Raw genomic sequence first — 15082 nt, 5'->3', positions numbered from 1 at the left:
AAGGACTTGCGTAGAGTTTCCCGGCGGCTGTCAACGCTTGAGCGGGGATATCGCCATTGGCGTTGACCTGGATCAGGCGTTGATCCAGGGTCACTCGGCTGTCACCGATAGCCGGTGTTATAGTCGTTCACCGGGGTCGATCCCCGCCCACCTGGATGATCATGGAGCCGGTCTTGACGCAGCAACTCAGGGACTTTCTCGACGCCCTCCTGCATGCCCTACGTAACCTGACGCCGATCCTCGTGGTGGTGGTGGGCTTCCAGGCCCTGCTGCTGCGGGAGTGGCCCGAGGGCGGCCTGAGCATGGCGGTGGGCCTGCTGATCGTGGCCCTCGGGGTCGCCCTCTTCCTGCGCGGCCTGGAGCTGAGCATCTTCCCGGTCGGCAAGCGCCTGGCCAACCAGTTCGCCCGGCGCGGCTCGCTACCGGTGCTGCTGACCTTCGGCTTCGCCATCGGCTTCTCGGCGGTAATAGCGGAGCCGGCGCTGATCGCCGTGGCGGAACAGGCCGAGACCATCAGCGACGGGCGCATCGAGGCCCTGACCCTGCGCCTGATCGTCGCCACCTCGGTGGGCCTGGTGATGGCCCTCGGGGTGCTGCGGGTCATTCTCGGCCACCCGCTGCACCCCTACATGATCGTCGGCTACCTGACGGTGGTGCTGGTGACCTTCTTCGCCCCGGAGGAGATCGTCGGCCTGGCCTACGACTCCGGCGGCGTGACCACCAATATCGTCACCGTGCCGCTGATCGCCGCCCTGGGGCTGGGGCTGGCGGCCTCGATCCGTGGCCGCAACCCCTTGATCGACGGCTTCGGCCTGGTGGCCCTGGCGGTGATGGTGCCGATGATCAGCGTGCAGCTCTACGGCATCCTGGTCTATGCCGACCCCGGTAGCCTGCCCGACGGCGAGGCCATGGCCCTGGCCGCGGAGAGCAGCAAGCTGCCCGGCGGAGCGCTGGCCATGGTCATGGACCTGTTCGAGATGCTGCGCGACGTGCTGCCGATCCTCCTGGTGGTGCTCTTCTTCCAGTACGCCATCCTCAGGCGCAACCTGTCCAACCCCCTCAAGGTGGGTGTCGGCTTCGCCCTGGTAATCGTCGGCCTCTACGCCTTCGTGGTGGGACTCAAGCTGGGCCTCTTCCCCATCGGCGAGCGCATGGCAGAGCAGTTGATCGGCTTCGATACCTGGCTCTGGGTCTACCTCTTCGCCTTTGCCATCGGCTTCGCCACCACCATGGCGGAACCGGCGCTGATCGCCGTGGGCCAGCAGGCAGAGGAAGCCGCCGCGGGCAAGATCCGCGGCAGCGTGATCCGGATCCTGGTGGCCTTCGGCGTGGCCATCGGCATCACCCTCGGGGTACACCGCATCATCAGCGGCGACTCCATCCACTACTATATTATCGGCGGCTATACCCTGGTGATCCTGCTCACCTTCCTGGCCCCCCGCTATATCGTGGCCCTGGCCTTCGACCTGGGCGGCGTGACGACCTCCGAGGTGACGGTGCCCCTGGTCACCGCCCTGGGCATCGGCCTGGCCAGCCATATCGACGGCCGCAGCGCACTGATCGACGGCTTCGGGCTGATCGCCTTTGCCTCGATCTTCCCTATCGTGACGGTAATGAGCTATGCCATCCTCGTCGACAGGATGGCGGCATTGCGAGGTGAAAGCCCATGAAGTTTGCCCTGCTAGTGGCCATCGTGCCCGAGGAGCTCGAGCAGGAGTGCATCGACGCCGCCAAGCGGGCCGGCGCCAGCGGCATGACCCTGATGTCGGGCCGTGGCATCGGCGACGAGCCCAAGAAGACCTTCTTCGGCCTGACCTACGAGGGCAGCCAGACGGTGATGCTGCTGGCCCTGGAGAAGGGCCTGTCGCTGAAGGTGCTCAAGGCCGTGCGGGATATCGTCAACCCCGAGGGGCAAGACTCCCAGGGGCTGGTGATGACCCTGCCCATCGAGCACCTGGGCGGCATCGACATGAGTCAGGTGAAGCACTTCGAGGAACAGCTGCGCGACAGCCTGTGAGCCAATAACCGAGGGAGACGACCCATGCAGGTCAAGGACATCATGGTACGGGACGTGGTCACCGTATCGCCCTTCGCCACCCTGCGCGAGGCCATGAGCCTGATGAAGCGCCATGACCTCAAGTCGCTGGTGGTGGAGCAGCAGACCCCCCAGGACGCCTGGGGGCTGATCACCTACACCAATGTGCTCAAGACGATCGTCGCCGAGGCCGGCGACATCGACCTCGTCAATGTCTATGACGTCTGTGCCCGGCCCGCCATCTCCGTGGGCGAGAGCCTGGACGTGCGCCATGTGGCCAGCCTGATGACCCAGAACGGCATCAAGCGCCTGCTGGTGCTACGCGACAACGAGTTGCAGGGCCTGGTGACCATGAACGATATCGTCGGCAGTGTGATGGAGATGATCGACTAGCGCCGTTTCCGGCTTGCCGATACCACAACGGGCCGCCCAAGGGCGGCCCGTTGTGGTTGGAACAGCAGGGCGAATCAGGCCAGGGCCTTCTCCACCACCTCGTAGACATTGGGCGAGAGCGCCTCGTCACGAATGCGCTCCAGCTCCGCTTTCATCAGCGCCTGGCGGGTCTCGTCGAAACGTGCCCAGCGGGTCAGCGGAGTGATGATGCGCGCGGCGATCTCCGGGTTGAGGCGATTGAGCTCGATCACCACGTCGGCCAGGAGCCGATAGCCCTCGCCATCGATGCGGTGGAAGTTGACCCGGTTCTGGCCGGCGAAGGCACCGATCAGGGCACGCACCTTGTTGGGGTTCTTCAGCGAGAAGGCCGGGTGGTTCATCAGGAACTTGACCCGCTCGAGCACGTCCTCCTGGGGACGGGTCACCTGGATGGTGAACCACTGATCCATCACCAGGGGGTCGTGGGCCCACTGCTCGCCGAAGGCCTTGAGGGCGGGCTCCGCCAGGTCGCTGCGCGAGCTGTGGGTGAGCAGGGTCAGGGCGGCACGCACGTCGGTCATGTTGTGGCCGGCCGCGAACTGCTGCCGGGCCAGCTCGATGGCGTGCTCGTCCTCGATGCTCATCAGGTAGGAGAGCGCCACGTTCTTGAGGCTGCGGCGGGCGATCTGTGCCGGCTCCGGGGCATAGGGGGCATCGCTGAGGTTGGCCTCGTAGACCGCCAGGAACTCATCGCGCAGCGCCATCGCCAGGCCCTGCTTGACGAAGGTGCGCGCGGCATGGATGGCGTCCACGTCGACCACCGGCTGCTGCTCGGCAATATAGGCCTCGGAGGGCAGGGTCAGCATCTCGGCGAGCACCGCCTTGTCGTCGCTCTCCTCGCTGAGCAGGATGCGGAAGGCCTCGATCACCCGGGAGTCCATCACCTTCTCGACGCCATTGCGGTGGGCGGCGATCAGGTCGTCCAGCGCCAGCATGGCCAGGCGCTGGCCGGCGTCCCAACGGTTGAAGCCGTCGGAGTCGTTGGCCAGCAGGAAGGCCAGGTCCTCGCGGCCATAGGGGAAGCGCAGCTTGACCGGCGCCGAGAAGCCGCGCAAGAGCGACGGCACCGGCGCCTCGACCACCTCGGTGAAGACGAAGTGCTGCTCCTCCTCACGCAGGTGCAGCACGGTGTCGGTGCCGAGCGCCTCGCCATCCAGGGTCAGCGACAGGTCGCGGCCGCTCTTGGTGCCCACCAGGCCCAGGCGCACGGGGATATGCAGCGGCTGCTTGTCGGGCTGCCCCGGGGTGGCCGGGGTACGCTGGCGCAGGGTCAGGTGGTACTCCCCCTTGGCATAGTCGTAGTGACCGTTGGCGTCGATCTCCGGGGTGCCGGCCTGGGCGTACCAGCGCATGAACTGGGAGAGGTCCTGCCCCGAGACCTCGGCCATGCAGCCGACGAAGTCCTCGATGGTCACCGCCTGGCCGTCGAAGCGCTCGAAGTAGCGGTCGGCTCCGCGGCGGAAGGTCTCCCAGCCCAGCAGGTTGCGCAGCATGCGCACCACCTCGGCGCCTTTCTCGTAGATGGTCAGGGTGTAGAAGTTGCCGATCTCGATATAGTGATCCGGGCGCACCGGGTGGGCGGTGGGGCCGGCATCCTCGGCGAACTGGGCGGTGCGGAAGAAGGAGACGTCCTCGATGCGCTTGACCGGCGCCGAGTTGGTATCGGCGCTGAAGCACTGATCGCGGAACACCGTGAAGCCCTCCTTCAAGGAGAGCTGGAACCAGTCGCGACAGGTGACCCGGTTGCCGGACCAGTTATGGAAGTACTCATGGGCGACGATGCCCTCGACCCGCTGGAAGGCGGCGTCGGTGGCGGTCTGGGGATGGGTCAGCACCGCCGCCGAGTTGAAGATATTGAGGCCCTTGTTCTCCATGGCCCCCATGTTGAAGTCGTTGACCGCGACGATCATGAACAGGTCCAGGTCATACTCGCGGCCGTAGGTCTCCTCGTCCCACCGCATGGCGCGCTTCAGGGAGGCCATGGCGTGGTCGGTCTTGCCCAGGTTCTCCTCCTCGACCCAGATCTGCAGGGTCACCTCGCGGCCACTGGCGGTGGTGAAGCGATCCTCGACCTTTTCCAGGTCGCCGGCCACCAGGGCGAAGAGGTAGCTGGGCTTGGGGTGCGGGTCCTCCCAGGTGACGAAGTGGCGACCATTCGGCAGCTCGCCGCGCTCCACCGGGTTGCCGTTGGCCAGCAGCACCGGTTCCCGCTCGGCATCACCGATCACCGTGGTGGTGAAGGTGGCCATCACGTCGGGGCGATCCGGGTAGAAGGTGATGCGCCGGAAGCCCTCGGCCTCGCACTGGGTACAGAACATGCTGCCGGAGCGATAGAGCCCCTCCAGGGCGGTATTGGCGGCAGGGTCGATCACCACCTCGGTCTCCAGGGCGAAGCGCTCCGGCACCCGGTGCACGGTCAGCCCGCCATCGTCCTGGGTGTACTCGTCCGGATTGAGCGCCTGGCCGTCGATGGCAATGCGCTCCAGCCGCAGCCCCTCGCCGTCCAGCGCCAGGGGCAGCGCTTCGCCGCCCCGCGCCGGGTTGCGCTCCAGCTGCAGCCGGGCGCTGACCCTGGTGGCCGAAGGCGCCAGGTCGAACTTCAACTCGGTGTGGGTCACGCGGTAGGCGGGGGGCTGGTAGTCGTGCAGGTAGGTGGGCTGGGGGTCTGACATCGAGTCTGGCTCCTGTTCGCGAATTGACCCCATTGTACGGTCCCGGGGACGGAAGACTCAAAGGCGGCTCGAGCAACGACAGGATCAGCCGCTGGCACGCTGCTTGGAAGCCCGGGGCTAACCTGGGGACAGGTCGTCGCGGGGCGCTGTTCCTGTCCCCCGCGCCCCTCAGGCTCGCCCAGGAGGCCTGGGGCGAAACCAGGGCCAGCGGACTAACGCTCCAGGGGCGAGCGCGAGGCCATCCCGCGCAACGGGCAGGATCCCATGCCCGGCTCGGGACGGGTATGGATCCACACCCCCAGCAGCAGCAGGCCGCCGATGATGGTGACCTTGAGCCACAGCAGGCCCAGGGTGAAGAGCAGCACCAGGATGGAGGCGCCCAGCATCAGCACGGCGAGGCGCTTGGCCGGACGCGGAATGGCCCGCTCCTCCTCCCAGGCCACCACCGGCGGGCCGAAGCGCGGATGCTCGCGGATCCAGCGGGCGAAGCGGGGCGAGCCGCGAGAGGCCGCCCACACCGCCAGCAGCAGGAAACAGGTGGTGGGCATCAGCGGCACGAAGACGCCGATCATGCTCAGGCCGAAACTGATCCAGGCCAGCACCAGGTAGCCGGGACGCAGCCAGCCGCTCACTTCCACGTCGTCTCGCATCGCCGCCTCCCCCTCGATGATTGCCCTGCTGACCATTCAAGACTAGCCGGCCATGGCGTTGAAATGGGTTTTTTCCATCGTCCGACTAGGCTAATCCAATAGTGACACCCTGTCGCGATCCAACACCACGCTCGCCCGGGAGGCCCGCATGCGCGCAACCCTGTCACTGATCGCCCTGCTGCTCGGCCTGCTCTCCCCGGTCACGGGACAGGCCGACGAGCGCCTGCGACTGGTGGCCACCACCGGCATGATCGGCGATGCCGTGACGCTCATCGGTGGCGACCGGGTGGCGGTAGAGACATTGATGGGCCCCGGGGTCGACCCCCACCTCTACCGCCAGACGCGCCGCGACATCCTCGCCATGACCCGGGCCGACGCGGTCTTCTGGCACGGCCTGGCGCTGGAGCTGCAGCTGGAGGAATTCCTCGAGCGCCTCGCCGCCCATACGCCGGTCTATGCCGTCGGCGAGGCGGTACCGGAGGCGGCCCGCCTGCCGGCCGGCGACTTCGCCGGCCAGTTCGACCCCCATGTGTGGATGGATCCCGGTCGCTGGCGCCACGTGGTGGTGGCGATCCGCGATGCCCTGACCGAGCTGGACCCCGCCGGCCGAGACGCCTTCGCCGCGCACACCGATGCCTACCTGGCCGAGCTCGAGGCCCTGGATGCCTATGCCCATGAGGTGCTGGGCAGCCTCCCGGAGGGGCGTCGCCTGCTGGTCACCGCCCACGACGCCTTCGGCTACCTGGGCGCCACCTATGACCTGGAAGTGGTGGGCATCCAGGGCATCTCCACCGACAGCGAGGCGGGGCTGGCGCGTATCGAGGCGCTGGTGCGCCTGCTGGTGGAGCGTCGCGTCCCGGCGATCTTCGTCGAGTCCTCGGTGGACGAGCGCCACGTGCGGGCCTTGGTGGAGGGCGCCGCGGCCCGGGGCCGGACGGTGGCCATCGGTGGCACCCTCTTCTCCGATGCCATGGGGCCCCCGGGCAGCTACGAGGGCAGCTACCTGGGCATGCTCGATCATAACCTGACCACCATCGCCCGGGCCCTGGGGGGCGAGGCCCCGCCCCGGGGACGCCTGGGTCGACTGACGGAGGCGCCCCCATGAGCGGGGCCCAGGACCCAGCCGACAGCCCCCTGGCCATCCAGGGGCTGACGGTCAGCTATGGCGAACGCCTGGCCCTGCTGGGCGTCGACTTCGTGACGCCACCGGGCCAGCTGAGCGCCATCGTCGGCCCCAATGGGGCCGGCAAGTCGACCCTGCTCAAGGCGGCCCTGGGGATCCAGCCCCGAGTCGCCGGGGACCTGCTGGTCCGCGGCCGCCCCCTGCCCCGGCCACCGCGCCATATCGCCTATGTGCCCCAGCGCTCGAGCATCGACTGGGACTTCCCCGCCACCGCCCTCGACGTGGTGCTGATGGGCCTCTACGGCGGCCTACGCTGGTGGCAGCCCACGCGGCACCGACATCGCCACTGGGCCCGGGAGTGCCTGGCCCGGGTCGGCATGGAGGCGTTCGCGGAGCGCCAGATCGGCCGCCTCTCCGGCGGCCAACAGCAGCGCATCTTCCTCGCCCGGGCCCTGGCCCAGGAGGCCGAGCTGCTGCTGCTCGACGAACCCTTTGCCGGGGTCGATGCGGCCACCGAGCGGGCCATCGTGGAGCTCTTTCGCACCTTCAAGGCCCAGGGCGGCAGCGTGCTCTGCGTCCACCACGACCTGGCCACCCTGGGTGACTATTTCGACCATCTGCTGCTGCTGGACGTGGAGGTGGTCGCCGACGGGCCGGTGGCCGAGGCCTTTACCGCCGCCAACCTGCAGCAGGCCTATGGCGGACGCCTGACGGCAGCCCAGCTGGCACGACTGCTGCCGGTCTCGGAGGCCTCCCGGCCATGATGGAGGCCTGGCTCGCCGCCCTGACCTTTAGCGCGGGCTACAACACCCGGCTGGTCACCCTCGGCTCCCTGCTGCTGGGCGCAGCGGCGGGCATGGTGGGCAGCCATGTGCTGCTGCGCAAGCGCGCCCTGATCAGCGATGCGGTCAGCCATGCCACCCTGCCGGGCCTGGCCGCGGCCTTTATCCTGATCGCCCTGATGCAGGGTGACGGCCGCTGGCTGCCGGGCCTCCTGCTGGGGGCGGCAGCCAGCGCCGCCCTGGGGCTGGTCGCGGTGCAGGCCATGAGCCGCCATACCCGACTCGGGGAAGACAGCGCCATCGGCGCGGTGCTGTCGGTCTTCTTCGGCCTCGGTGTGGTGCTCCTGACGGTCATCCAGGCCATGCCGGTGGGGGGACAGGCCGGACTTTCCGGCTACCTGGTAGGCGCCACCGCCGGCATGCTGGCCAGCGAAGCCTGGCTGATCGGAGGCATGGCGCTGGGCCTGCTGGTGGCCCTGATCATCCTCCACCGTCCCCTGCTGCTGCTCTGCTTCGACCCCGAGCATGCCTGGACCCAGGGAGTCCACCTGCAGCGCGCCGACGCCTGGCTGCTGGGCCTGCTGCTGGCGGTCACCGTGGTGGGGCTACGCATCACCGGGCTGATCCTGATCGTGGCCCTGACCATCATTCCGCCGGTCACCGCCCGCTTCTGGACCGACCGCCCCCATGCCCTGGTGATGATCGCCGCCGCCACCGGCGCCCTGGCCGGCTACCTGGGGGTGACCCTGTCCAGTGTCCATCCGCGCCTGCCCACCGGCGCCCTGGTGGTGCTCGCCGCCTTCGTCCTCTTCCTGGTCTCGCTGCTGGCCGCCCCCCGGCGGGGCCTGCTGGCCCGACTGATCGACCGCTACCGTTTCGTGCAGCGGGTGCACTGCCGCCAGGGGCTACTGGCCCTGGCCCGGGACGAGGCGATCTTCGATCCCACCACCCTGCGGATCCTCCATCGGCTCGGCCATATCCGCCGTGATGGCCTGGCCACCGCCCAGGGACGGGCCGCCGCCCGGGATGCCCACCACGAGGAACGCCTCTGGACCTACTATCGCCACGCCTACCCGGAGGAAGCGGCACGACTCGGCACCCATCGCCTCGACCCCATCTCCCGGCTGCTGCCCCCGGACCTGATCGATGAGCTGGAACGCCGCCTGCCCCCGGAGAAGCCCCATGAGTGAGTGCCTGATGCGACGCCGGCTAGCCGCGGAGGCATCCGATGGCTGAGTTTCTGATGCTGAGCCTCGTACCTCTGCTCGTCGCCAGTCTGTGCAGCCTGAGCTGTGCCCTGCTGGGCAACTTCCTGGTGCTGCGCCGCCAGGCATTGATCGGCGATGCCATCAGCCATGTGGCCCTACCGGGCATCGTCGCCAGCTTCCTGCTGACCGGCACCCTGGCCCCCCCCGCCATGCTGCTGGGTGCCGGGGTCGCGGCCCTGATCACCCTGGCGCTGATCGAGCTGATCCAACGCCTGGGACGGGTGGACGCCAGTGCCGCCATGGGGGTCGCCTTCACCGCCCTCTTCGCCCTGGGGGTGCTGATGCTGGAGTGGAGCGGCGCCAGCGGCGTCCACCTGGACGTGGAGCACGCCCTCTACGGTAACCTGGAGAGCCTGGTGTGGTTCGAGGGGAACCGGCTGGCGGCGCTCTGGGATCCCCAGGCCCTGGCGGGGCTGCCACCACAACTCGCCCGAGTGGCCTGGGTGACGCTGCTGGTGGGGCTCTTCGTGATGCTGGCCTGGCGTCCCCTGGTGCTGGGCAGCTTCGATGCCGGCTTCGCGGCGAGCCTGGGCGCTCGTCCCGGACTGACTCAGGGCCTGCTGGTGGTGATGGTGGCGGTGGCCGCCATCGCCGCCTTCGAGGCGGTGGGTTCGATCCTGGTGATCGCCATGTTTATCTGCCCTCCGGCGGCGGCGCGACTGATGACCGACCGCCTGTCCCGCCAACTGGCCTGGAGCCTGGTCTTCGCCCTGCTCAGCGCCATACTGGGCGTCATCCTGGCCGGCCATGGTCCCGGCTGGCTGGGCATCGATGCGGGACTCAGCGCCGCCGGCATGATCAGCGTGGTGGCCGGGCTGATTCTGCTGCTGGCCTGCCGCTTCGGCCCACGGCGGCGGCGCATCGCTCCGCCCCTCGCCTGACACCGGGCTTGCCAGGCCGTCGTCGCGCTGTCATCGTTCTGTCACAACAAGGTCAACCTAGGAATAATTTGACATGCCCGTCCTGCGTTTATTGAGCCTGCCCGCCCTGGGCCTGCTGCTGTGGCTGAGCTGGCAGCTCGGCCTGCCCCTCTGGTCCTGGCTCGATGAGGTGGTCTTCTGGTCGCTCAATGCCAGCATCCACGAGGCGGCCCCCCTCTGGGTCACCTTCCTGGCGGCCATCAATAACCGCAGCTTCGACCTGGTGATTATCGCCGCCATGCTGGCCATCATCCTCTGGGCCATCCGGCGAGAAGGCCCCGGCGGCTGGCAACGCTGGGGCGGCATCTGCGTGGTGATGCTGCTCAGTGCCGGGCTGACCAACGAGATCCTGCGCAACCTGATCGATGTGCAGCGCCTGAGTCCGACCCTGCTCTACCCCGAGGCCAACCTGGTCTCCGAGCTGGTCACCTTCCCCACCAAGGATCGCTCCGGCAACAGCTTCCCCGGGGATCATGGCGTGATGTCGATGATCTTCGCCGCCTTTATGCTGCGCTTCGGCGGTCGCCCCATCCGCATCGCCGGCCTGCTGCTGATGCTGGTGGCCTCGGCCCCCCGGGTCCTGGTGGGCGCCCACTGGCTGAGCGACCTGTTGGTAGGCTCCCTGGCCATCGTCCTGCTGACCCAGCCCTGGGTGCTGTGTAGCCGGCTGGGCCCCTGGGCCGCCGACGGTATCGCCAAGGGACTGACTCGCATCAGCCCTCGCTGGCTCCGCTAAGATGTAGCCGGCTCTTGTCTGGAGACCCCGGGCCGCCGACGGTATCGCCAAGGGACTGACTCGCATCGGCCCTCGTTGGCTCCGCTAAGGCCTGATATGCGACCGACTCTTGCCGACAAGGAAAGAGTCCATTGAGCCCAGCCCCCTTGGCGCCTCTTGCCGACGGCGTATGCTGGATGGATTCCCCCTCTCAGGAGACCTTCCATGCGCCAGGTGCTCTATCTTTCCCATGGCTCCCCGGACCTGGTGTTGCGCCAGCATCCGGCCCGGGACTTCCTCACCGAGCTGGGTCGGCGCCTGCCGCCCCCGCGGGGTGCCCTGGTGGTCTCGGCCCATTATGAGACCCCGGACATTCGCCTGGGCGCTGCCCCGGCGCCGGAGACGCTCCACGACTTCTCCGGCTTCCCCGAGGCCCTCTATCGGCTGCGCTACCCTGCCCCGGGCCTGCCCGAAGCGGCCAAGCGACTCGCCGACCGCCTCGGAGCCCAGGGCCTCTCGACGCGTCTCGAGCCGGAACGGCCCCTCGATCATGGCGTCTGGTCGCCCCTCTCCCTGGTCTGGCCCGAGGCCCGGGTGCCACTGATGCCGGTCAGCGTGCCCATGGCGGCCAGTCACGACGAGCTGCGCCGCTACGCCCGCACCCTCGGCGAGTTCGCCGAGGCCGAGGGGCTCTGGCTGATCGGCTCCGGCGCCGCCACCCATAACCTGGGCGACCGCAAGCCCTTCGCCGCGCCCCCGGACGCCTGGGCCCAGGCCTTCCACGACTGGGTCCGGGACCGCGCCGCCGCGGGCGACCCGGAGGCGCTGCTGGCCTGGGAAACCCGGGCCCCCGCCGGCCGCCATGCGCACCCGACGGCGGAGCACCTGCTGCCGCTGCTGATCTGCGCCGCCGCCCTGGAAGGCGAGCCGCTGCGCGCCCTCCACGAGAGTTTTACCTTCGGCAACCTGAGCATGCTGATGCTGGCAAGCCCGCCCCTCGCCGGGGCCTGGGAGCGGGGAACCGCGGCCTGAACGCGGCGAGCCCGCCGAATGGCGGGCCCGCTGGTGTTACTGGATGGGGATCTGGCGACGCCGGGAAGGACGCGTCTCGTCGCGAGGTACGGTGATGGTCAGTACCCCCTTGGCGAAGCTCGCCTGGATCTCCTCCGCCTTGGCGTCCTCGGGAAGATCCAGTACCCGACAGAAGCTGCCGTAGCTGCGCTCCACCCGGCGATAGCGCCCTTCCTCCTCGACCTGCTCCTGGCGCTTCTCGCCCTCGACGATCAGGCGCCGCTCGTCCAGGGTCAGCTTGACGTCCTGCTCGTCGACCCCGGGCACCTCGATGGAGATGCGGTAGGCCGAATCGTCCTCGCGGATATCGATGCTGGGTCGCAGCAGGGTCGGCGGCTCGGCGAAGCGCTGCCCCAGGGTGGGCATGCCGAAGCGCGACAGGGTCTCGTCCATCCAGCGATCCAGCTCCTGGTGCAGCTGCAGCGCCGGTGGCAGCGGACGTTCCGGAGCCGGGGGCGCCACCGACGCCTCGCCACGGGACTCGCTCTTGAACCAGTTCCAGGGAGAGAACTTCTGCAGATTCATGACTCCACCTCCTCGAGGGACACATGAACTGACTCGATACGATTCAAGAGTTGGTGGCGCCCGGCCACTTTTCAAGCCTCGGCGACGCCTTCCCTGACCGGGATCAAGTCCCCGGGACTCAGTCGCGGAAATTGTTGTACTGCAGGGCGAGCTCGGGCCCCTGCTCGCCCTTGAGCAGGGCGATGACCGCCTGCAGGTCGTCGCGCTTCTTGCCGGTGACGCGCACCTTGTCGCCCTGGATCTGGGCCTGCACCTTGAGCTTGGCGTCCTTGATCAGCTTGACGACCTGCTTGCACTCGGCGGCCTCCAGCCCCTGCTTGAGCTTGACCTCCTGGCGCGCCTTGACGCCGCCCAGCTGCGGCTCCTGGGGATCCATGCAGCGGGCATCGATGCCCCGGGCGATCAGGCGATTGCGCAGCACATCGAGCATCTGCTGCAGCTGGAAATCCTCGTCGGCCTCGATATGCACCACCTCGCCCTCGAGGCGGAAGCTGGCATCGACACCGCGGAAATCGAAGCGGGTCTGGATCTCGCGATTGGCCTGGTCCACCGCGTTGGTGGCCTCGTGGCCGTCGAATTCGGAAACGATATCGAAGGAAGGCATGGGCAACTCCTGACTATGGATGCGGCGATTCTAGCCCAGCCGGGCGGGCCTTTCATCCGCCACCGGGTCATCCGCAACCAGGGATTTGCTCATCTGCCAGGCGGCACAACCATCCACATAGTAGTCGTCCAGCCAGCGGGTCAGGCGAAAGCCCCGACGGCGATAGAGGGCCAGGGCCGGTCGATTGTCGGCGCGCACCTCCAGGTGCAGGGAGTCGCAGCCACGCGCCCGAGCCTCCCCTTCCAGGTGCTCCAGCAGGGCCCGACCCAGACCGCCGCCGCGAGCCTCGGGGGCCACGCAGAAGGAGTAGAGCCGGGCCCGGCGGCTGTTGCGGCGCAGCAGCAGGGTGCCATAGCCGAGAATGGCCTCGCCATCCGCCAGTAGCCAGGTGCTGGCATGGGCCGGCCCCAGCAGGTGCGCCAACTGGCGACGAGTGAAGCGATCACCGACGAAGCAGCGCTGCTCGAGGGCATAGAGGGCGGACAGGTCCTCGGGGCGACCGGGCCGCAGTTGGGCTTGCATGAAGGCATCCTCAACAAAGATACCGGGATATTGTGCGATGCCCCCGAGGCCCTGTCATCGCCCGGGATGATGAAATAAATCAATTGTTCTTCCACCGGGGGCCTCGCCATGCTGCGCCCATGGCCGCCGTCCCGGCGGCCCACCCCGAGGTCCCCCATGCACGCCCTACGCATCGTCGTCGACAGGCTCAGCGACTGGTCCCCCTACTACCCCAGCGACGACCTGATCGACGCCGCCACCTACCTCTCACGATCGCCCTTGGAGGAGGAGGCCGCGGGTACCCGGGTCATCAACCTGTGTGGCGACCTGGAGTACCTGGGGCGCGGCTACTACGTCTCGCTGCTGGCCCAGGCTCGGGGCCAGCGCGTACTACCCACGGTGGAGACCCTCAACCAGCTGGCGCGCAAGTCGCTAGTCGACCTGGAGCTGGAGGGGCTGGCGCCGCTGCTGGGCAGCCTGGCCCGTCAGGGAGCCCTGGCCGGCGGCGACCTGCGCCTCAGGGTGATGTTCGGCGAGTGCGAGCCCCCCGCCCTGGCGCGCCTGGCCCGCCGCCTCTTCGAGCGCCTGCCGTGCCCGCTGCTGGAGGCCCAGCTGAGCCGCCGCCAGGACCAGTGGCGCCTGACCCGGCTGCGCCCCCTGCGACTGAGCGCCCTCAGCGGCGACGAACAGGACCGCTTCGCCGCCGCCCTCAACCGTCACTCGCGGCGCATCTGGCGCACGCCCCGGGCCCGCCGTCGCTACCGCTTCGACCTGGCCATGCTGGTGGATCCCCAGGAGGCCCTGCCACCCAGCAACCGCGGCGCCTTGAAGCGCTTTATCCGAGCCGGCCGGCGCCTGGGCATCGACGTCTCCCTGATCACCCACCGTGACCGAGGCCGCCTGGCCGAGTTCGATGGACTCTTCATTCGCGAGACCACCGCCCTGGACCACCCCAGCTATCAACTGGCGCGCCGCGCCGAGCACGAAGGGCTGGTGGTGATCGACGACAGCCGCTCCATCCTGCGCTGCACCAACAAGGTCTACCTGCACACCCTGCTCGAAGCCAAGGGCATCCCGGCCCCCCAGGGGCACCTGCTCCAGCGCAGCGAACGTCACCGGCTGACCGAGCTGGCCTCGACCCTCGGCTATCCACGCGTCCTCAAGGTGCCGGACGGCGCCTTCTCCCGGGGCATCGTCAAGATCGAGAGCGCCGAGGCCCTGCTGCGGGAAGCGGCGCGCCTCTTCGAGAGCTCGGCGTTACTGCTGCTGCAGGAGTGGCTACCCACCGACTTCGACTGGCGCATCGGCATCCTCGACGGCCGGCCGCTGTTCGCCAGCCGCTACTACATGGCGCGGGGGCACTGGCAGATCTACGACCACTCGGCGGGCAAGGTGCGTAGCGGCGGTTTCAGCACCCATGCCATCGAGGAGGTCCCGGCGGCGGTGGTGCGCACGGCACTGAAGGCCACGCGGCTGATCGGCGACGGCCTCTATGGCGTCGACCTCAAGCAGATCGGCGAACGGGTGGTGGTGATCGAGATCAACGACAACCCCAATATCGATGCCGGCATCGAGGATCGGGTCCTGGGGGATCGCCTCTACGAGACGCTGATGGGGGTCTTCCTGTCACGCATGGAGGCACAGCGGCGCCGGCTCGGGGAAACGAGCGGGACAATGACGAAACGCTGATTGGCGAAGGTGACGCGCTTGGCTCCCCGAGCAGGACTCGAACCTGCGACCCAATGATTAACAGTCATTTGCTCTACCAACTGAGCTATCGGGGA

At 68.4% G+C, this 15082-nt stretch carries 15 protein-coding genes and 1 tRNA gene; 10 read left to right on the top strand and 6 right to left on the bottom strand.

The window, feature by feature from the left end; all coding sequences use genetic code 11:
• Positions 1 to 173 precede the first annotated feature (173 nt).
• The 3 genes from IHD13_RS18560 to IHD13_RS09075 are packed head-to-tail and all read left to right on the top strand — an operon-like array spanning position 174 to position 2428.
• The gene (locus tag IHD13_RS18560) at positions 174 to 1670 is read left to right on the top strand and encodes a DUF1538 domain-containing protein (RefSeq protein WP_326838335.1); all 1497 of its coding nucleotides are present in this window, start codon (positions 174 to 176) and stop codon (positions 1668 to 1670) included.
• Entirely contained in the window at positions 1667 to 2017 is a 351-nt protein-coding gene (locus tag IHD13_RS09080; RefSeq protein ID WP_195860726.1) for a P-II family nitrogen regulator, read from the top strand. The genes IHD13_RS18560 and IHD13_RS09080 overlap by 4 nt, the downstream gene beginning before the upstream one ends.
• A gap of 24 nt (positions 2018 to 2041) precedes the next feature.
• Positions 2042 to 2428 (top strand): CBS domain-containing protein, encoded by a 387-nt coding sequence (locus IHD13_RS09075; RefSeq protein WP_195860725.1) that lies wholly within the window; start codon positions 2042 to 2044, stop codon positions 2426 to 2428.
• A gap of 74 nt (positions 2429 to 2502) precedes the next feature.
• Here IHD13_RS09075 and pepN read toward each other — a convergent pair whose 3' ends face one another.
• On the bottom strand, positions 2503 to 5139 hold the full coding sequence (pepN, locus tag IHD13_RS09070) for an aminopeptidase N (RefSeq protein ID WP_195860724.1): 2637 nt from the start codon (positions 5137 to 5139) through the stop codon (positions 2503 to 2505).
• A 212-nt stretch (positions 5140 to 5351) separates the two neighbouring features.
• Positions 5352 to 5789 carry a YbaN family protein gene (locus IHD13_RS09065; protein WP_195860723.1) on the bottom strand — a complete coding sequence of 146 codons (438 nt, stop codon included), beginning with the start codon at positions 5787 to 5789 and terminating at the stop codon, positions 5352 to 5354.
• Positions 5790 to 5937: 148 nt separating this feature from the next.
• Here IHD13_RS09065 and IHD13_RS09060 point away from each other — a divergent pair, with 148 nt between their 5' ends.
• The 6 genes from IHD13_RS09060 (at position 5938) to IHD13_RS09035 (ending at position 11629) form a co-directional block, all read left to right on the top strand.
• Positions 5938 to 6894 (top strand): metal ABC transporter solute-binding protein, Zn/Mn family, encoded by a 957-nt coding sequence (locus tag IHD13_RS09060; protein WP_195860722.1) that lies wholly within the window; start codon positions 5938 to 5940, stop codon positions 6892 to 6894.
• On the top strand, positions 6891 to 7676 hold the full coding sequence (locus IHD13_RS09055; protein WP_195860721.1) for a metal ABC transporter ATP-binding protein: 786 nt from the start codon (positions 6891 to 6893) through the stop codon (positions 7674 to 7676). Before IHD13_RS09060 ends, IHD13_RS09055 begins: the two co-directional genes overlap by 4 nt.
• Positions 7673 to 8884 (top strand): metal ABC transporter permease, encoded by a 1212-nt coding sequence (locus IHD13_RS09050; RefSeq protein WP_230086226.1) that lies wholly within the window; start codon positions 7673 to 7675, stop codon positions 8882 to 8884. The genes IHD13_RS09055 and IHD13_RS09050 overlap by 4 nt, the downstream gene beginning before the upstream one ends.
• 38 nt (positions 8885 to 8922) lie before the next feature.
• On the top strand, positions 8923 to 9843 hold the full coding sequence (locus IHD13_RS09045) for a metal ABC transporter permease (RefSeq protein WP_195860720.1): 921 nt from the start codon (positions 8923 to 8925) through the stop codon (positions 9841 to 9843).
• Between the two features lie 73 nt (positions 9844 to 9916).
• Entirely contained in the window at positions 9917 to 10618 is a 702-nt protein-coding gene (locus IHD13_RS09040) for a phosphatase PAP2 family protein (RefSeq protein ID WP_195860719.1), read from the top strand.
• Between the two features lie 204 nt (positions 10619 to 10822).
• Positions 10823 to 11629, top strand: a complete 807-nt coding sequence (locus tag IHD13_RS09035) for a DODA-type extradiol aromatic ring-opening family dioxygenase (RefSeq protein ID WP_195860718.1) — start codon at positions 10823 to 10825, stop codon at positions 11627 to 11629.
• Positions 11630 to 11665: 36 nt separating this feature from the next.
• Here IHD13_RS09035 and IHD13_RS09030 read toward each other — a convergent pair whose 3' ends face one another.
• The 3 genes from IHD13_RS09030 to IHD13_RS09020 form a co-directional block, all read right to left on the bottom strand.
• Positions 11666 to 12193, bottom strand: a complete 528-nt coding sequence (locus IHD13_RS09030; RefSeq protein ID WP_195860717.1) for an Hsp20/alpha crystallin family protein — start codon at positions 12191 to 12193, stop codon at positions 11666 to 11668.
• Between the two features lie 118 nt (positions 12194 to 12311).
• Positions 12312 to 12797, bottom strand: coding sequence for a YajQ family cyclic di-GMP-binding protein (locus IHD13_RS09025; RefSeq protein WP_195860716.1), 486 nt, complete (start codon positions 12795 to 12797; stop codon positions 12312 to 12314).
• 30 nt (positions 12798 to 12827) lie between these two features.
• On the bottom strand, positions 12828 to 13319 hold the full coding sequence (locus tag IHD13_RS09020) for a GNAT family N-acetyltransferase (protein WP_195860715.1): 492 nt from the start codon (positions 13317 to 13319) through the stop codon (positions 12828 to 12830).
• Positions 13320 to 13475: 156 nt separating this feature from the next.
• Here IHD13_RS09020 and IHD13_RS09015 point away from each other — a divergent pair, with 156 nt between their 5' ends.
• Positions 13476 to 14987, top strand: a complete 1512-nt coding sequence (locus IHD13_RS09015) for a RimK family protein (protein ID WP_195860714.1) — start codon at positions 13476 to 13478, stop codon at positions 14985 to 14987.
• Between the two features lie 19 nt (positions 14988 to 15006).
• Here the strand turns inward: IHD13_RS09015 and IHD13_RS09010 are convergent.
• Positions 15007 to 15082, bottom strand: a tRNA-Asn gene (locus IHD13_RS09010).

The organism is Halomonas sp. 328 (assembly GCF_015645095.1).
Classification (GTDB): domain Bacteria; phylum Pseudomonadota; class Gammaproteobacteria; order Pseudomonadales; family Halomonadaceae; genus Bisbaumannia.
Note: the sequence above shows the minus strand (reverse complement) of the source record. Positions and strands in the feature narration are given on the sequence as shown.